This is a genomic window from Pseudomonas sp. XK-1 (genome assembly GCF_038069885.1).
Classification (GTDB): Bacteria; Pseudomonadota; Gammaproteobacteria; order Pseudomonadales; family Pseudomonadaceae; genus Aquipseudomonas.
In genome coordinates this window covers 131536-149860 of sequence record NZ_JBBPES010000003.1, presented here as the reverse complement: position 1 = coordinate 149860, position 18325 = coordinate 131536, and the positions used below count along the sequence as shown (strand labels likewise).

16 protein-coding genes are annotated in these 18325 nt (G+C 61.4%); 2 read left to right on the top strand and 14 right to left on the bottom strand.

The features are described 5' to 3' along the window. The first annotated feature begins 27 nt into the window (after positions 1–27). A complete protein-coding gene (locus tag WMW70_RS09100; RefSeq protein ID WP_341437197.1) occupies positions 28–864 on the top strand; it encodes a cache domain-containing protein in 837 nt (278 codons plus the stop codon). A gap of 10 nt (positions 865–874) precedes the next feature. After that, positions 875–1162 (top strand): DUF2218 domain-containing protein, encoded by a 288-nt coding sequence (locus tag WMW70_RS09095; protein WP_341437196.1) that lies wholly within the window; start codon positions 875–877, stop codon positions 1160–1162. A gap of 158 nt (positions 1163–1320) precedes the next feature. Here the strand turns inward: WMW70_RS09095 and WMW70_RS09090 are convergent, their stop codons facing one another. The 14 genes from WMW70_RS09090 to hpaI all read right to left on the bottom strand — a co-directional run bounded on the left by WMW70_RS09090 (position 1321) and on the right by hpaI (position 18224). Then, on the bottom strand, positions 1321–2043 hold the full coding sequence (locus WMW70_RS09090; RefSeq protein ID WP_341437195.1) for a hypothetical protein: 723 nt from the start codon (positions 2041–2043) through the stop codon (positions 1321–1323). Positions 2044–2371: 328 nt separating this feature from the next. After that, positions 2372–3358, bottom strand: coding sequence for a helix-turn-helix domain-containing protein (locus WMW70_RS09085; protein ID WP_341437194.1), 987 nt, complete (start codon positions 3356–3358; stop codon positions 2372–2374). A gap of 67 nt (positions 3359–3425) precedes the next feature. After that, positions 3426–4904 carry an aldehyde dehydrogenase family protein gene (locus tag WMW70_RS09080; protein WP_341437193.1) on the bottom strand — a complete coding sequence of 493 codons (1479 nt, stop codon included), beginning with the start codon at positions 4902–4904 and terminating at the stop codon, positions 3426–3428. Positions 4905–4953: 49 nt separating this feature from the next. Continuing rightward, positions 4954–5802, bottom strand: a complete 849-nt coding sequence (locus WMW70_RS09075) for a VOC family protein (protein WP_341437192.1) — start codon at positions 5800–5802, stop codon at positions 4954–4956. 21 nt (positions 5803–5823) lie between these two features. Further along, complete coding sequence (locus WMW70_RS09070) at positions 5824–7470, bottom strand: bifunctional 3-(3-hydroxy-phenyl)propionate/3-hydroxycinnamic acid hydroxylase (RefSeq protein ID WP_341437191.1); 1647 nt, start codon at positions 7468–7470, stop codon at positions 5824–5826. A 27-nt stretch (positions 7471–7497) separates the two neighbouring features. Continuing rightward, complete coding sequence (locus tag WMW70_RS09065; RefSeq protein ID WP_341437190.1) at positions 7498–8337, bottom strand: IclR family transcriptional regulator; 840 nt, start codon at positions 8335–8337, stop codon at positions 7498–7500. A gap of 3 nt (positions 8338–8340) precedes the next feature. Then, positions 8341–9192, bottom strand: coding sequence for a fumarylacetoacetate hydrolase family protein (locus WMW70_RS09060; protein ID WP_341437189.1), 852 nt, complete (start codon positions 9190–9192; stop codon positions 8341–8343). A gap of 248 nt (positions 9193–9440) precedes the next feature. Further along, positions 9441–11180, bottom strand: coding sequence for an FUSC family protein (locus tag WMW70_RS09055; protein WP_341437188.1), 1740 nt, complete (start codon positions 11178–11180; stop codon positions 9441–9443). A gap of 38 nt (positions 11181–11218) precedes the next feature. Continuing rightward, positions 11219–12667, bottom strand: a complete 1449-nt coding sequence (locus WMW70_RS09050) for a carotenoid oxygenase family protein (RefSeq protein WP_341437187.1) — start codon at positions 12665–12667, stop codon at positions 11219–11221. Positions 12668–12832: 165 nt separating this feature from the next. Beyond that, entirely contained in the window at positions 12833–14014 is a 1182-nt protein-coding gene (locus tag WMW70_RS09045; protein ID WP_341437186.1) for an MFS transporter, read from the bottom strand. Between the two features lie 21 nt (positions 14015–14035). Then, entirely contained in the window at positions 14036–15028 is a 993-nt protein-coding gene (locus WMW70_RS09040; RefSeq protein WP_341437185.1) for a SphA family protein, read from the bottom strand. Positions 15029–15302: 274 nt separating this feature from the next. Further along, positions 15303–15860 (bottom strand): hypothetical protein, encoded by a 558-nt coding sequence (locus WMW70_RS09035; protein ID WP_341437184.1) that lies wholly within the window; start codon positions 15858–15860, stop codon positions 15303–15305. Positions 15861–15936: 76 nt separating this feature from the next. Further along, positions 15937–17391, bottom strand: coding sequence for an NAD-dependent succinate-semialdehyde dehydrogenase (locus WMW70_RS09030; protein WP_341437183.1), 1455 nt, complete (start codon positions 17389–17391; stop codon positions 15937–15939). Between the two features lie 32 nt (positions 17392–17423). Next, positions 17424–18224, bottom strand: a complete 801-nt coding sequence (gene hpaI, locus WMW70_RS09025) for a 4-hydroxy-2-oxoheptanedioate aldolase (RefSeq protein ID WP_341437182.1) — start codon at positions 18222–18224, stop codon at positions 17424–17426. Between the last annotated feature and the right edge of the window lie 101 nt (positions 18225–18325).

Below are 18325 nucleotides of genomic sequence, written 5' to 3'. Positions count from 1 at the left end.
CATTTTCCAGTGAACAAGGTGCACACCATGAATCGATTTTGTTTAGGAATAGCGCTGCTGTTGACGCTCGTTGGGGCCGGTCAGGCGCAGGTGATATCTGATGGCGAGCAGGCCAGGCGTCTGCTGCACAATGCTGTCGAGTATTACCGCATGCAGGGTGATGCTGCTCTGGCCGCCTTCAGCCGCCAGGGCGAATTTATCGATGGCGAGCACTATGTGTTTGTCGTTGATACCCAGGGCACCATGCTTGCTAGTGGCGGCAGCTCGGCGGTACTGATTGGGCGCGATGTGTCTGCGGTTCTGGAACCGGAGCTGCGTGCGGCTTTTGCAAAGGCCCTGGCGAGCGCCGAGGACCGTATCGAGAGCGCCGAATACCGCTGGATGAATGTTCGCGACGGCCGGGTCGAGCGCAAGCAGGTGTACTACCAGCGGGTTGGCGAACGCATCATTGCGGTCGGCCATTACTTGCCGCGCGCCACCCCGGAACAGGCCAAGAGCCTGCTGGATCGGGCGGTATCGGCGCTGGAACACGACCTACAGGGCACGCTTGGCTCGATCAATAACCTGTCGGCGGACTTTCGCGAGGACGATCTGTATGTCTTCGTTGTCGACCTGGATAACCGCCGCTACGTGGCCCACGGCTACAACCTGCGCCTGCTTGGGGTGGATTTTGCATCCATCAATGACCCGCAAGGCAAGCCCGTCGGCGCACCGATTCTGGCCCTGATGGGCAAAAACGACAGTGCCGGCTACGGCTATCGCTGGAAGAACCCGGTGACCGGCAAGGTCGAAGACAAGTACGCGCTATTGCGTAAAGTCGGACATTACCTGGTGGCGGTGGGTTACTACCGTGAACCGCAATGAGGAACATCGCATGACGATCAGTGAAGCCTATGTGACCTGTGCCAACCCGGTACGGCTGATGACCCGGCTGTGCCGACACTGGAGCCACAAGTTCAATGTCGAGCTGGGCGAGAGTCATGCTTCGGTGGCTTTTCCTGCAGGCACGTGCAAGTTCGCCGCCGAGGCCAGCTTGCTGCAGGTCAGTCTGCACATGCCGGAGGACAGCCAGGCGCGTATGCAACAGGTGGTTGCCGAGCACCTGCAGCGTATGGCGAGCAGTGAAACGCTGGCGGTGCAGTGGCGGGCGCGGCTTGATTGAGTCACTCAGCGTTTTGGTTTGAGCTCGTGGCTGAACACGCGGTTTTCCAGCTTCAGGGCGATTAGCCGAGGTAGCAGAGCCAGCAGCAGACCCGGCTTAAGGCCTGCAATCGCGCTGCTTAGCCTGCCAGGCCTGAAGGAGAGGGCTCTGAGCTGTCTTTACTCTGCGCTGAGTTTGGCCAGGCCATCAGTGACCTGACCTAGGTAGTAGGCGGCACCGCCTGGCACCCAGCCCAGGTCGTGCTTGAGCAGGCGCGGGCGGATAAAGTCGTACTTGCGCTTGAGCTTGCTCAGCTCCGCGGCCTGCTGTGACCAGTCCTGTTCGAGAGCGGTGAAGCCTTCGAGGATCTGCTGGTCCAGTTGCACGAAGGTGTTGTCGTCCATTTCCAGCACATACACGGCCAGTGAACCGAAGGTGCGGGTCTGGTAGAGCAGCTGCAGGCGCTCGATATCCAGGCTCAGGCGATGCAACGCCTCGCGGTGTGGCTCGCCAGGTGCTAGGGCGGCGTAGCGTTTGCCGGCTTGTCGGTCGAGGCGGGCCTGGACCTCCAGCAGCGGGTTGATCCAGGTGGGGTAGAGCTGGGCGTTGCTGGCCGGCTGGCGCTCCAGCTCGCCGATGCGCTGATGCATGTCGCTGGCGGCCTGGATCAGCAGCGGATCCTGTTCCTGTGTCACCAGTTGCTGCAGCTGGTGCAGGGCTTGCCGGTAGTGTTCGGCGTGGCGTGGGTCGCTATCGTTCTGGTTGGGGTTGTAGTGCACCAGCAGGTTACTGCAGACGCTGAAGGCCTGGCTGCGGATGCTTTGCAGGCGTTCGGCGTCCGGGTTGGCCGAGGCCAGGCCGGGTAACAGCAACATCAGGGCGAAGAGCTGGCGGATAGGCATAGTGGCATTCCTTTCTTATTGTTATGGCTTGTGCGATGGCGTCGTGTCGGGCCCGTGCAATACAGGCCCGATACCGCCCCGGACGAAGCGGGTAGCGACGACGGTGCGGTGGACGCAGAGGTAAGGCGATAGCCCTCTTGTGAAAGGCGTGTCGACAGCCAGAGCTGCAGAACAGGAGTTTAGAGGCAGGCCCGGGCATTCGGCAGACGGCTGGAGCGAAAGGGTTCGATCAGCGCCCACATAGTGCTGCGGGGTTCTGTCTGCGCTAAGCAACTCCCGCGGCAGTCCCGCCGCCGAGAGTCGTATGCCAGCTTTCAAGCCCGATAGTTCAGTGTGGCCTGCCCAGACTCGATGATTCGCGAAACAGCCTGGGCGAAGCGCCGTAGGCGGCTTTGAATGCCTTGCTGAAGTGGGAGCTGCTGTTGAAACCCCAGCTGTAGGCGATATCGGTAATCGAGCGGGGCGCGCTCCCCGAGTTACGCAGGTCCTCTGCGCAGCGAGAGAGTCTGCGTTGCCAGATGTAATCGCTGAGACTGTTGCCGTTTTCATCCTCGAAGACCCGGTGCAAGGTACGCACAGAGCACTCCACCGCCTGGGCGATGCGCTCAATCGTCAGGTCACGTTCGCCGAGGTTGTGCTCAATAAACGACTTGATTCGATTCATCTTGAAGTAATGAACGTCATGCTCGAGCTTCGCTTCTTCGCGCTGATTGTCCAGCGTGTTGTTCAGCAGTGAAATAATGCTCTGGCCGACCAAGTTCGAGGTGGCATCGTTCAGCAGGGGGTATTGGGCATAGGCATCGGTGATCGTGTGATGGAGCATTCGACCCAGGCCATTGCGGTTGTTCAGGTGCAGCTTGTTGGTCTCGTGTGCGGATTGGTTAAGCCCGTGGCAGAGCAGCATGAGGTATTCGCACCCTTTCATGCTGGTGACGTTGAAAGGGCGGCCGCAGTCGAGCAGCAGCAGTTCACCTGGGACCAATGTGCTGCTTTTGCCACCTTGCTCAAAATGACTGACCTCACTCATTTGCAGGATGAGTAGCCAGGGAGAGTCGGATGGCGCGAGGGCTTTGCTCAGGTTTCGCGAGAAGCGGTGCGGGCTGCAGACCATTCGGCAGAAATTCAGCTCACCCAGTGCGCCGTACTCCAGGCGGCCATTGAAGGGCTGTTGATTGAGTGGCTCGAAGTATGAGGTTTCCAACCGACGGACATAGTCGGGGGTCTTGCCCAGATGGTCGCTCATAAATTCGCGCCATTTCATCAGGCGATCCGTATGGAAAATTTGATCGGTGCAGACGCTGGAAAGCACGCTCATCTTGTTCTCTCTTGTTATGTCGTCCGCAGCCGTGGCCGCGGACGAGTGTTGCTCGGCAAACGCTTGATCAGAAGGGGTAGTGATGGCCCCCTGCTTGCCAGGTGACCCAGTGGGCGCGAGTGAACTCGTCCAGAGCGTAGTGACCGTTGAAGCGGCCCAGCCCCGAGTTCTTTTCGCCGCCGAAGGGCGCGTTTGGTTGGTCATCTACAGTGATGTCGTTGATATGGGTCATTCCGGCTACGATCTTGCGGGCGAAGGCCAGGCCGCGGGCCATGTCCTGGGTGAAGACGGCGCTCGACAGGCCATAGTCGCCGGCATTGGCCAGCGCCAGCGCATGTTGCTCGTCCTGGGCAACAACCAGCGGTAACAGCGGGCCGAAGGTTTCCTCCGCCGCCAATTCCTGATCGGCGGGTACGTCGCCGAACACATGGGGCGGTAGTACCAGGCCAGCGGCTTGGCCACCGGCGAGTTGCTTGAGGCCGGCACCCTGGGCGTTGTCGATCTTGCGCAGCAGACCATCGAGTTGAGCCTGGTTGATGACCGGGCCGATGACGGTGTCCGCCAGGTTAGGGTCGCCCACCTTGAGTTTGCTCACACGTTCGGCCACCAGGGCGGCGAATTGCGGGTACACCTTGCGATCAACGATCACCCGGTTGACGCTCATGCAGATCTGCCCCTGATGGAGGAAGCGGCCGACTACAGCCGCATGGGCGGCAACTTCAATGTCGGCGTCATCGAGGACGATCAGCGGGCTATTGCCACCTAGTTCCAGCGCGACGCGTTTGATGTACTGGCCGCCAGTGGCGATGCGCCCCACGTTGCGGCCGACATCCGTCGAGCCGGTGAAGGAGATAAAGCTGGGCACCTGGTGGGCGACGAAGGCATCGCCGATTTCCGACCCTGCGCCCACCACGACGTTGAGCACACCGGCGGGGAAGCCCGCCTCCTCGAACAGATGAGCGATAAGCAGGCCGCCGGTCACCGCGGTATCGCTGGCCGGTTTGAGCACTACGGCATTACCCAGGGCTATGGCGGGAATAACCGAGCGCATGCTCAGGTAGAGGGGGAAGTTCCACGGGCTGACAACGCCGACGACGCCAAGGGGCTCGCGGAAGACGAAGCTCTGCTCGCCGGGCTTGTGACTGGTGAGGATGCGCCCCTCGACCTGGAAGGGCATCGCTGCACATTCACGCACCAGGTTGAGGGTCGCGTTGCATTCAAAACCCGCCTTGATCCGTGTGCTGCCAGACTCCTTGATCAACCAGGTGGTGATTTCTTCCGCGCGTTGTTCGATCACGCGCGCCAGCTTGTTCAGTAGCTCGGTCTTCTGCGCGGGTGCAGTGGCGGCCCAGTCCTGTTGAGCGCGCTGCGCCGCGGCGTAGGCGTCGTTGAGATCGTCGACGGAGGCCAGGGGCATGGCCAGCAACTGCTCGCCGGTGAAGGGGTCGCGGTTATCGAGGGTGCGCTGCGAATGCCCGCTGGTCCAGGCACCGTTAATGTACTGGCGGCCGGAAAGCGAGTAGGGAGCTGTTTGTAGAATTGTCATTGTCGTCTCCAGTGGTGCGGCGGCTGCAGCCGCATTGAATAAATAACGGTCAGCTGCGCATCCAGGCGCGGCCCCAGGAGTTGAGTGTGTGCTCGCTCTGGGGCCACTCGCCGGGCGCTTGCTCGGCCGTGGTCATTTCCAGTTCGGCAGAGAACTCCAAGCGGTTCTTGTCGGCGTCTACCACCATAAAGAACAGGTTGTTACCGGGGCCGTGGCGACCGGGACCAAAGAAAATGTTGATCCGTTCCTTGGCGAAGCGATCTCCCCAGTCGCGAATGTCATTCCACTCATTGGTTTCGTAGCAGTGGTGATCCCACTCGTTTTTCGAGCCGCGGAAGAACGCCAGTGTGTGATGCTCGTCGTCCGAACGCAGAAAGCACACCATTAGCTTGCCTGTTTCCTGATCCACCACGTTGTCGGAAATGGTGAAGCCAAGGGTGTTGACGTAGAACTCCACCATCGCCTCCAGTTCGGTGGTCTGGAATACGACATGCTGGAGTCTTCCCGGCATGCCCGGCAGCTCGCCAAGCTGCAGGTCTTGAGCTACGCCGAAGATCGTCTCGCGGCCTTGCGGGTCGCGAATGCTGAAGCTGCCAGTCTCGAGCAGGGGCGAGGCTATGTCCTCAACCCGGCAGCCCTTTTGTTCCAGGCGCTGGCGCAGTTGCGCCTGATGGCTCTGGTTGTCCAGGGCAAAGGCTGCAGCCAGGAGCCCATGCTTGTCCGCAGGGCTGATAAGCACCGCACGATTCGGCCCCTTCAGCACGGCGCTGCCATCGGCGTAGGACTCGCAGTGCATATCCAGCATGTGCTGGTAGAAGTCGATCTGCCGTTGCGGCTCCTTGCTGCCCATGTGCAGGTAGAGCAGGCGCGCGGGAGTGGATGTTTGCAGCGTGTTCATGGTGGACCTCCTTTGAATGCGTTAGCGGAGTGCCTCGGCGGCCACGGTAAAACCGGCGAAAGGCATAGGCGTGGTGGTGCCGAACAGGCCTTGCAGGGCCTGTACGATGTGCTCCTCGTCATGGCAGTCGAAGATCGCCGCGATATACCGGTCTGGGCGCAGCAGAAGGATGGCCCTCGACTCGAAGCAGGCCGGCGGCAGCATGCTGTGCTGGTCTTTCAGCGCCCGAATACCGCGGCAGGCTGCGGCTGATAAGTCCGCGTCCGCAGGCTGGATCAAAATCCGTTGCGCCTTGAGGGTGTTCCACAGCGGATGGCGCAGTCTGCTCAGATCGTTACTGGCGGGCAGGCCGCACTGGATCAGCGCGAAGCCATCGCCAATCAGCTCGTCGAGCTTTACGCAGCCGCCCGCCGCATCAATCAACATGGGTTGAGGGAACATCTCCCCGGTCTTGTGGGGGCTGGCGGTGCCGCTGGGCACGACCAGGCCTGTGGTAAAACGAGGCTTGGGTTTGAAGCGCATTTGCAGGAAGTAATCGCGCAGCGGCGGCACCATGCCGATGGTTTTGAACAGGCCACTGATCAGTTTCGCTCTGAGTACGCTCGCTGGAGCCATGACCACACCGAGATTGAGCGCCAGCTGGATCAAGGCCCAGGCGTGGTCCTTGCGTTCACTCTCGTAGGTCTCGAGTACGCTGGGGGCCATGTCGCCCTTGAGCACCTGCGCCAATTTCCAGCCGAGGTTATGGGCATCGCGGATGCCACTGTTCATGCCCTGGCCCGCGTAGGGCGGGGTCAGGTGGGCGGCATCGCCGGCAAGAAACACCCGGCCGGCCCGCCAGCGTTCCGCAACGCGCGCGTGAAAGGTGTAGACCGTCTTGCGCACGACGGAGGTGGGCTTGTCGCCACGGAAGGGCCGCAGCAGTTCGCCAATTTTCTCGTCGGCAAGCATCTCCTCGTCGCTCTCGTCGGGGCGCAACATCAGCTCGAAACGCCGCGTTTGGTGCGGGCCGGGCACCTCGACGATGGGCCGCCGTGCATCGCAGTAAACACGGGTTTGCCAGAAGGGATCGTCGTCCTGGTCGGTATCGACCACCAGCCAGCGCGACTGGAAACTGGAGCCGACCATGGCGACGCCCAGCTGTTTGCGCACCGGGCTGCGGCCGCCATCACACGCCACCAGATAACTGGCCGTGATCTCGATTTCCTCGTCAAGCTCGTTCTTGACCCGGGCAACGACGCAGTCGTCATGCTGCTGGAAGCTCAGCAGTTCGTGGTTGAAGCAGGTTGTCAGTGACGGGAAGCGCATCAGGCCCTGGCGCAGGGTGGCTTCAAAGAGGGGTTGGCGAAAGGCGTTGCGCTTGGGAAAACCGTAGAGTGTCGATACCGGTTCCACCTTGCCGAAGCATTGACCGCCAGGCCGGTTGAAGTAGTGAACGCCGTAGCCGGGTACTACATCCTTGAGCACCTCCTGCTCCAGGCCGATTGCCTGCATGGTGCGCAATGACTCGTCATCGATGGACACCGCGCGGGGCTCGGCGACGGTGCCGGTCTTGCGCTCAAGCAGAATGGTGCTGATGCCGGACTGGCCAAGCAGGTTTGCGAGGGTGAGACCGGTCGGTCCGGCACCCACGATAAGGACGCCAGACTGCATTTTAAGGGTTGTCATTGTTGTTCCCTTTTTAAAAGGGGCGGCTCAGTCCAGGTGTTTGGGACGCTGGGATAGAGCTGCCGTTAGCTGTGTCAGGTTGTCAGCCAGGGTCATGATCAGCTGCCCTTGCTGCGCATCCAGAGTGGTGTCCCGTTCCTGGATGGGACGCACGCAAGAGATACTGCCGACGACCTTGCCGTCGCCGTCGAAGATCGGGGCGGCCAGGCCGAACACACCGGCATCCACTTCTTCTGCGGTGATCACGAAGCCCGTGCGGCGAATGCGCTGAAGCGAGCGGCGGAACTCGTCCCAGGACTGACCCAGGTTGCTTTGCCGTATCAGCTCCGGGTTCTCCAGAAACAGCTGGTTGTGCTGACGGGTACCGAGATTGGCAAGGATGGCCTTGGACGTGGCCCCCATAAACAATGGTCGCGGCGTGCCCCGGGCGTAGCTCACCTCATCGGTAAGCCCGCCACTCTGGTGGATGCAGACGACCTGATTCTTGAACAAACGGCAGACCAGCCAGACCTGGTGTGCACTCCACTGTGGTAACTGGGGTTCAAGTTGCTTGGCGGCCCGCACCAGCGGATCGCTCACGCGCAGCTGGCGGTCCCAGGTGATGATCCGTGCACCCAGGGTGTAACGGCCGGCTTCGACCTGGAACAGCAGGTCGGCATCGGCCAGCTCACGCACGTAACGGTAGACCGTGGAGCGGGTGTAGCCGAGCGCCGCGCCCATGTCATCGACGGCCCAGATCGGGGTTTGCTCGGTAAAAATATCGAGCACCCGCAACATGCGCTCCAGGCTGGAGGCCTTGGTGCTGTCGGGCGACGCCTTCTTGAGGCGTGCTTGGCTGGGCTGGGTTTGCTTAGACGGGCCGTCCATTTCTTATTTCTCGTCGACGATGGTGTTGCGCAGGATACCAATGGAAGAGATTTCCACCTCGACGATATCGCCGGGCTGCATCCACACCGGAGGCTCGCGGAACGCGCCCACGCCACCGGTGGTGCCACTAACGATCACATCGCCGGGTGCCAGTTCGGTGAAGGTGCTGCAGTACTCGATGAGCTTGCACACGTCGAAGATCATGTCGGAGGTGCTGGTGTGCTGCATCACTTGGCCGTTCAGGCGGGTGGTCAGCTCCAGGTCCTGAGGGTTCTGGATCTCGTCAGCGGTCACCAGCCAGGGGCCAAAGCCGCCGGTCTGGGGGAAGTTCTTGCCCGGCACGAACTGGATGGTGTGCTTCTGCCAATCACGCACGCTGCCATCGTTGTAGCAGGAGTAACCGGCGACGAAATCCAGCGCTTCGGCTTGTTTGACATGGCGCGCGGTCTTGCCAATCACCACGGCCAGCTCACCTTCGAAATCCAGCTTGTGCGACGCGGTAGGGCGCAGGATGGCCTGCTCATGGGCAGTTTGGCTGTCCGCGAAGCGGGTGAAGATCATTGGGTAGGTCGGCATGTCGCGGCCGGTTTCGCGCACGTGGGTGGCGTAGTTGATGCCGATGCAAAGGATCTTGCCGGGGTTGCCGATGACGGGCAGGAAGGTGATATCGGCAATATCCAGGCGGGGCAGTTCACTCAGATCGCTTTCAGCAAGGTCCACCAGGCGGTTGCGCGCGATGACCTCTTTGAGATCCGCGCCCAGAACGGCTTTCATCGAGCCGAGGTCGATAATCTGATTACCTTGCACAACCCCGTAAGAGTCTTGGCCCTGGTGCGTGAAACTGGCGATTTTCATAAAGCATTCCCTGTGGTTGGTTTGATGGCTGCGGATGGGTGTTGGTCCGTGCCGTCGCGATGGGTTCAATCTAATTGCTTTGATAAATCCTGTAAAGCGGGATTTATGTATAAATCCCGTAATGTGAAAATAATGCGCTATTGGCTTTGTCAGAATGGCCTGGGTAATCCGCTCTGGGATGGGGCTGGTCCTATCAGGCGTATAGCAGGGCGTTACGCGATGAGCGGCTAATATGGTCGGTTGCGGCATTAGTGAGTGGTGAGGGCGACCAGCGCTTGAGCGGCAAGCCTGATTTCGTGGCCTGCTTGTTCGAGCAGCTGCGGTGTTGCAGAAACACCCCTGGGATAAGGGGGCGTCGTCACGGCTACGCAGGTGAGGGCAGCCTGCACCAGGTCACTCGCGTTGCCGTCGATCAAGACCAGCGATCTGAGCAATGGCCGCGCTCGAGCATGGGCTGATGCAAGACTGCTCAGCCTGACGGCCTGCAGGGTTTGCCGAGCGATGCGGCGCGCCAGTGCGAGTCGCCGGTTTTGCGGATGGTACGGCTGCCACAGCAGCAGGCTGCCGGCGGCGGCCATCACGCCCAGCAGGATCGCCAGGGTTTGCAGCAGCAAGCCTTCCAGGCCGCCGTGAAAGACCACCCCCGGCTGCGCCGTGAGCAGGAAGGTCATGTTCAGGTCGATGGCCATTTTCGCGCTCTTGGCGCGGGCCATCAGGAAGGCACCCGTCAGCAGAAAAGGCGCGATAAGCAGGAGCAGGTCCACGTAGCCCTGGGCCTGAGGCAGCAGCCAGATGCGCGCAGTGAGCCCAGCAGCCGCGCCCATAAGAGAGCCTATGAACACGTCTCTTACCGCCGTTCTGGTGTCACTGTGGCTGGAAAACAGCGAGGCGAACAGAACCGAGGTCATCGCCATGATAGGGCCGTTGGTCCAGCCTGTGAGTTGCCAGATCAGCGCGGTAACAGTCAGGGCTGACAGCGGGCGCACCGCAGCCGTGCTGGCGGCGCGCCAATCATGGTGGCGCGCCCGGGTCCACCAGCTCGCGGGGTTTTCCGTGCCCTGGAGTACGCCGTGAAGCACTGTCAGGGCGCTCAGCAGCTGTTGGTATTCAACGCTTTGGGGCGTTTTCTGCTGCACGCATTCGATCAGGGCGTCGAGGTTTTCCAGATCCGAGCGCCGGTTATCGAAGTGACAGAGCCAGGGCACCTGTTCCCCCTGCTGGGTCAGTTTATGTACGACAGCCAGCACCAGCAGAAGGCTGTCGACGACCTGCTGGGCATGGCGAACCTTTCTTTTCCCCGAGCGCGATCCCGCAACCGCCAGATCAAATGAGCCGTCCAGTTCCTTGATCATCCCCAGCAGCTGGGAAAGCTCGGGGGGCTGGCCCGGCGACGGGTGAGCAAGACACGCCATGCTCCAATAAAGGCTGCCTGTCACCAAGCGCTCGAGCTGCTCGTCCAGCAGCGCGGCAGGTGCGCTGCTGGGCGTGAAGAGCCAGGACGTCACGGAAGAGCAGAGGATGCCGATGACCGTGCAAGCGAAGCGGCCGGTCGCAAGTTCAGGGTCCAGTACCGGGTCTGCCAGGCCAAAGAGCGCCACGATTGCCGCGGTGTATCCCGCCAGAACCCAGGCGTAGTTTCTGAAATGGCGAAACAGATTGCCGATGGCGGCGCACAGCATCAGCCAGATCGCGAGCAGCACAAGCAATGCCTGGGGCGAATCGAACAGCAGGTAGAGCAGCAGGCCGCCGGCCAGTGCGCCTACGGCCGTGCCCGCCAAGCGTGCTGCGCAACGTTCGACGAAGAGCCCGCGGGTCGGTTGGGCCACCAGCCATACGGTCATGGCGGCCCACCATGGGTGGTGAATGCCTGCAGCTCCGGCCAGGGCCAGTGCTGCCAATGCCGCTGCCGTGGTGTGCAGGCCGAAGAGCAGTGGTGCGCGTGCAGAAGCCAGGGTGTGGCGCGCGCGTTTCCAGGAGGTCCCGTTCATCTTGAACGAGACCTCTGCCAGGGTGCTTGTCGCATCGCTTACTCGGCGGGTGCCCAGGAACCATGCAGCGACATGCGCATCCGCAAGGGGATTTTCACCCGCGCCACAGGGCCGGCGGCCATGTCGTTGGCGTCGAGCACTACAAGTTCGCTGGCATAGTCCGCGATGTGGTTGAGCAGTGCGATGACGTAGCCATCACCTTCCGCTGCATCTGCAGAGCGGGGCACGAAGATCGGCTCCTGGAAGCACTCGCTGTCACCGGCAAACCAGCTGTCACTTGCCCCGGTTCTCAGGTTGAAGTGAGTCAGCAGGTTGAAGAACTGGAACGGTATGGGGCCATTTTCCGGCCGATACGGTCTGGTCGGGTCGAAGGCGAGGACGAAGCCGTGTTCGTAAGGGCGGCCAATGTAACGATCATCGACGCGGGGGAACTCGCACTGGTAGTCGTTCAAGGCATGAGGCTCGACCTGATCGTTAGGGGAACTGAGGTCGAAGGTCCAGCGGTGCAGGCTGGAGGACAGGGTTTCGGGCGACGGGACAAAGCCGTCTTCCTGCGGGAAGAAGTAGAAGACGTTGCCGCCGGTAATCGGCATATCCACGTGGATCCGTCCATTTTCCTCGAAGGCGTTCAACGTATGCCCCTGAAACGCATTCGCGGGGCCCTTGAACCAGCGAACGTCAGCGGCATTGCCCTTGCGGGGCAGAACGGCAAACAGTTGCGGCAGGTCTGGCTGCCACTGGAAATGCGGTCCGCCACGCTTCATGCGCTCTACGTCCACCGTGAGCGGGATGATGGGAAACACCACATGGTTCTCGGTTACGGCAAAGTCGTGGACCATGCCGGCATAAGGTGCCTGGAACCAGATTTCGTGTAGGAGCTGCCCGTCAGGAGCGATCTCGAAGTACGCCATATCCGGCGAACCATCGCCCTTGGCCTCGTAGCTGAAGGCGAGGAGATTGCCGGTGGCCGGATCGACCTTGGGGTGGGCGGTGAAGGTGGCCGAGCTGATCTGGCCGTTCCAGTCGTAAACACCCAGGGTCTCCAGCGTATCCGGATCCATGGCGTAGGGCAGGGCATCTTCCTTGAGCGCCAGGAGAACACCGTTGTACTTGAGCACGGTGGTGTTCGCTGTGGTGTTGTTGGTGGCTGCCAGCGGGTCATTGGTATGGACGTTACGATAGACCCCATTGAGCGAGCGTCCTTCGCGGCGTTGGGCGAGCAGGCGCGCGGTCTTCACGTAACGGCGACGCAGAGACACCTTGCTGTCCTCGAAGAAGAAGGCGCTGACCATGCCGTCGCCATTGAAGTAGATGTCCTGGCCGAGCATCGGCGGGTATTGCGGGTCGGGAGAGACCTGATAGAAGGCACCACGAATGGCAGCGGGCAGAGTGCCCTCTATCTCCAGGTCCAGAACATCGGCTTCCACGCGACTGGGGTGGTACAGGGCACCCAGGAATTCAGGTGTTTCAGGAAAGAGGGTAGTCATACGGACATCCTTATAAATGTGTATCAGGGTTCAGTTAAGGCCGTGCCGATCGAAGCGCTGGAAAAAAGGTACGCCTTGGTTCAGTTACGGCCGGTGAGCGCGAAAGAGCCCGAGCTCGCAACAGTGCCTGGCACCAGCGCGGGCCCGATTGATTGAGCCGGGCGATCAGGCCGCTTGCGGGGCTAGTGCACTGCGGCTGGCGGCGGCCCCCTGGCGAAAGCGGGCCACGACGATGCAGGTAATCACCAGGGCCAGGATGTTTGTAGCGGCTGCCAGCCAGCCAACGGCCCTGAAGTTACCCTCGCCAACTACCAGCGCTGCGCCTAAGGGGCCGGCACCCTGGCCGATAAAGATGGCCGCGTTACCCAGGCCGGCAAGACGCCCGGACGGATCCAGCTCGGCGCTCATGGACAGCAGGTACGGAAGGCTGAAGAACCACGCCAGGTGAATCAGCCCGGCGGTGATGGCAAAGGCCAGGGGGCTGTTGCCGTACACCATGACCAAGGTCGCCGCCAGGGCGGTGCCGAAACCTATCAGTTGCGGGGCGAGCAGGCCGATCCGGCGTTTGATAATCCCCGCCAGACCCGCGCCGATCGCCCCGGCGAGAATGCTGGCCCCCAGGATCGCGCCAATCTGTTCCGGCTCCAGGCCAATGCTCTTGCCGATGCGCTCCTGGTAGACCCACAGCGCCGAGTGTCCAAGGAACAACAAGGCGAAGAGAGAGATCAGTAGCAGCTCCGTGAGGCCGAGTGGCGGTGCGCCAGCGTTGGAGTGACCGACCTGTTCCTGGAAATGGGCCGGAATTCTGCGAAGACCGATCAGGGCGATGGCGCTCGCCACAGCCAGTAGCAAAAAAACACCCGTGACACCGGCCGCCTTGAGGATAAAAGGCGTGGACGATACCAGCAGCATGCCCCAGAAGAGGTTGCCGATATTGATCACCGCGAACGTGGAATCCTTCGAGGTGCGCAGCGCAGCGGTGGCATACACAACCGCTATGACCGCTCCAGCACTCAGGCCGCAGAGCAGACGGCTAGCCGTCAGCGAGAGCCAACTGCCGGCCTGGCTGCTCAGCAGATTGCCCAGCACCACTACAAGCAAGGCCACGAGTACGAACTTACGTCTGTCGATGTGGGGTATCAGCATCGCGCTGATGCCACACGCAATGGCCATCGCGGTCAGTTCAGCGGCGAAGATCGTACCGATGGCATTCAACGGAATGCCCAACTGATCGATAAAAGCCCCACCGAGGAGTGGCTGGATCTGGAGTGTGCCCAGTGAGATCACCATCATTACGCAGATGGCGAAGAGTGTTTTCTTACTGTCGACTGCGTCGAGTGCATTCATGATTGGCTCACCTGTCTGGGATCAGAACGTACGCACAATGCGCATTTGGACGGAGAAGTCGTTCTTGGCGCGATTCTCGACATTGGTCTCGTGGTAAAGGTTGAGCCAGAAGCCTTCGCGCTCGCTGGCCCTCCAGAACAGCCCCGGACCGATGCCCAGCACCTTTTCACGCGAGTCCGCCAGCGTGCGGCCGTTGACCTTGTCGTCTTCCAGTTGCTTGAAGTAGTAACCGTTCAGGCCTACCGATAGCTTTGGCATCACTTCGTAAGAAGCCGTGAAGTTGGTCCAGGCTGCGTCGCCAGCCTGTGTGTTCCGAACCGGCTGTCCTTCGAAGAGCAGAGGGGAACTGCTCGCAGGGTCATCGTTCTTGAAGTTATGCAGGTAGTGCAGCCGCCAGCTCATCTCCCAGCGAGGAGCCGGCATCCAGGTTGCCGCCCAGTAGGGGTTGACCGAGTAGAAGTTGGAACTCTGATTGAAATCCTTATGCTTGTCGTACTTGCCGGTGGGCAGGATGAAGTTCATAGCGAAGCGCTGGACAAAAACCGGGCGACCATGGCTATCGACAATCGGATCGAACTGCACCTGGGGGCCGGTGGTGATGTCGCCAAGGCCAGTGGCATTGTCTTTCAGTCTGGCACCGGCATCGCCGAAGCTACCGTCCAGCGAAACAACAGGAACAATAAGGTTCCAGCCGAGATGGGCACCCGCACCGATGGTTTCGGGCGAGTAGTAGCTGAGTTGGTTCAGGAGCGTGACCACGTTCAGCTTGGGATCATCGAACGCCCTGTTTTCATGGCCATTCTTGTCTCTGAACGAGCTGGCGCTGTCGTACTTCAGATAGACCAGATGGCTGAGGCCCGGCGGGCCGGCAAATCCGTCATAGAAGCTGGTACCGCCCAGGTTGATGCCGGAGGGTTGGTTGACAGAAGGGGGAGGAGGGCCATCCGCCGCTTCAGCTGAGGCAATGACGGCGAGGGTGAGCAATCCGAGGGCGCTGGCAAGCAAGGTTTTCATAAGTGCGGGCTCTATTGTTTGATTTGTGAGCTGCAGAGCTATGCGCTCTATGCACCTGAACTCTAGGGGGGCCGACAGCCTCGGTCTTGCGCCTCAGGGTCACTCTTGTCTGGGAGTGTCATCGTTAGATGGTTTGGTCCGCCGAGGTGGCAAGTAGTCGGCGACTCGAGCGAATGCTGGTCTGCATCATCGGCATGCCTGACTCTGTCCCCGGCTGCTGACAGCCCTTGCCAACTTTGGCACTGTGAGAAAATCCACGGCGGTCACTGCAAGCCTAGAGTCGAGGCCCGCCCTGGAGGTGGGCCCCATGATTGCTCCTTATGAAGCTGTCGATCACTGCTGTTGCGGCAACGTAATCCTGTTTGGCGGCATGCTGGAAGGCCACGACCTGTACCTGTTCCTGGGCGATGACATAGCGCCAGAATTCTTGCTGGGCTGTCGGAGGCGTGAGTGCCGCAAGCTCCGCTGCATAGGCTTTTGTGGCTTGGCTCAGCATGTCGACGAATCTGTTCGGCCAGGCCTTGGCGAACAGAATCGATGCGCGCGCCTTGAGCGACAGGAAAAAGCCCCCTGGGCTGAGTTCGTATGCCGTTGCTTGTTCTGCATAGAGCGGCCACTGGTGGGCTTCCAGTTCGCTGTAGGCACGCCAGAAATCGCCCTGAGGTGTTCCTTTATGGGTGTCGGCAAGTGCACTGACGACCTGGCTGGCGAGGGTTCGGTTGTTCAGCTCCTTGAGCAGGGCCTGGCGAAAGGGCGCGTCGAGATCGGTCGCAGTTGTGCTGAAGGCTTGTATAAGGAGTAGCACGGCAGCGATGAGGCGGTTTCTTTGCATATTCCTGTCCTGTTGGCTGAATAAAAAAACGGCTCATTAAGAGCCGTAAAGGGTGGAGTTTCAGCCGATATGCGCGTTAGCCGATGCCGAGGCACATGTACTTCTGCTCGATATAATCGTCGATGCCGTAATGCGAGCCTTCGCGGCCAAGCCCCGACTGCTTGATGCCGCCAAAGGGCGCGACCTCGGTGGAGATCAGGCCTTCGTTGACACCGACCATGCCGTACTCCAGCGCCTCGCTGACGCGCCAGGCTCGGCCCAGGTCGCGGGTGTAGAGGTAGGAGGCCAGGCCGAACTCGGTGTCGTTGGCCATGGCGATGGCCTCCGCTTCAGTATCGAAACGGAAGATCGGTGCCAGCGGGCCGAAGGTTTCGTCGCGGGCTACCAGCATCTCAGAGGTGACATCGCCGAGCACGGTTGGCTCGAAGAAGCTGCCACCTAAGGCATGTGGTTGGCCGCCGGCGAGTACCTTGGCACCTTTGTTGACCGCATCGGCGATATGCTCCTCGACCTTGGCCACGGCCTTGGCGTTGATCAATGGGCCCTGCTGGGCACCGTCTTCACCGGCCGGGGCGACCTTGAGGGCGTTTACCGCGGCGACCAGGCGCTTGCTGAATTCCTCGTACACGCCGTTCTGCACCAGAAAACGGTTGGTGCACACGCAGGTCTGGCCGCTGTTGCGGAACTTCGAGCCCAGCGCGCCCTGCACGGCGGCATCCAGGTCGGCGTCGTCGAAAACGATAAAGGGCGCGTTGCCGCCCAGTTCCAGCGAGACCTTCTTGATGGTCGCGGCGCACTGCGCCATCAGCAGTTTGCCGATGCCGGTGGAGCCGGTGAACGACAGCTTCTGCACGTCCGGGTTGCCGGTCAGCTCGCCGCCGATGGCGCGCGAGTCGGTGCCGGGGACGATGTTCAGCACGCCTGCGGGAATCCCGGCGCGCTCGCCCAGTGCCGCCAGGGCCAGGGCCGACAGCGGGGTTTCCGAAGCGGGCTTGAGCACCACGGTGCAGCCGGCGGCCAGGGCCGGGCCAACCTTGCGGGTGATCATGGCGTTGGGAAAGTTCCACGGGGTGATGGCCGCGACCACGCCGATGGCCTGCTTGATCACCACCAGGCGACGGCCTTGCTTGTCGTGGGGGATCACATCGCCATAGACGCGTTTGGCTTCCTCGGCGAACCACTCGATAAAGCTGGCACCGTAGGCGATTTCGCCGCGGCTCTCGGCCAGGGGTTTGCCCTGTTCCCAGCTGAGCAGGCGGGCCAGGTCTTCCTGGTTGGCCATGATCAGGTTGTACCAGCCGCGCAGGATGGCGCTGCGCTCCTTGGCGGTTTTCTCGCGCCAGGCGGGCAGGGCGGACTTGGCGGCGGCGATGGCACGGGCGGTTTCGGCCTGGCCGAGGGAGGCGACCTCGGCGATCAGTTCGCCATTGGCCGGGTTGGTCACGGCAAAGCGCGCTTTGCTGTCGGCTTCGACCCACTGGCCGTCGATATAGGCTTGTTCGCGCAGCAGATTCAGATCGGTGAGTTTCATGTCGTTCTCTTGAGAATGCTTGAGGATCGGGCTCAGTACACGCCGCCAGCACTGGTTGGAGCCGGGGCATCCTTGAAGGCGGCAGCCAGGGTCTGCAGACCACGCATCAGTACGGTGGTGTCGACACCGACGGCGACGAACTTCGCCCCTAGTTCCAGATAACGTCGCGCCAGGGCCTGATCGGCACTGAGGATGCCGGCGGCCTTGCCGGCCTTCTGGATACGCGCAATGGCGTCCTCGATAGCGGCCTGCACCTCCGGATGAGCGGGGTTGCCGCGATGGCCCATGGCGGCGCTGAGGTCGGCCGGGCCGATAAATACGCCATCGACGCCCTCGATCGCGGCGATGGCGTCGAGGTTGGCTAGGCCGTCGAGGTTTTCGATCTGCACCAGCAGGCACATCTGCGCGTCAGCCTTGTCCAGATAGCCGGGGATGCTGTTCCAGCGCGATGCGCGGGCCAGGGCGCTGCCCACGCCGCGCACGCCGCTCGGCGGATAGTGCATGGCGCGTACCAGTTCGCGAGCCTGTTCGGCGCTTTCGACCATGGGCACCAGCAGGGTCTGCGCGCCGATATCGAGCAGTTGCTTGATCAACGCGGTATCGCCGATTACCGGGCGAATAACCGCTTGGCTCGGGTACGGGGCGACGGCTTGCAACTGGCCGAGCAGGCCGCGCAGGTCGTTGGGCGCGTGTTCGCCGTCGATCAACAGCCAGTCAAAGCCGGCATTGGCCGCCAGCTCCGCGCAGTAGGGATCGGCCAGGCCGAGCCACAGGCCTATCTGCGCTTCGCCGGCTTGCAGGCGCTGCTTGAAGGTGTTGATGGGCATTTCCATTTTGGGGCTCCTTCGGGGGAGGGAACTTGAGCGATGGGTCGGTGCAGGCGATACATTTCTATCGGCTGTAAGACCGTTTCGCGAGCAAGCTCGCTCCTACA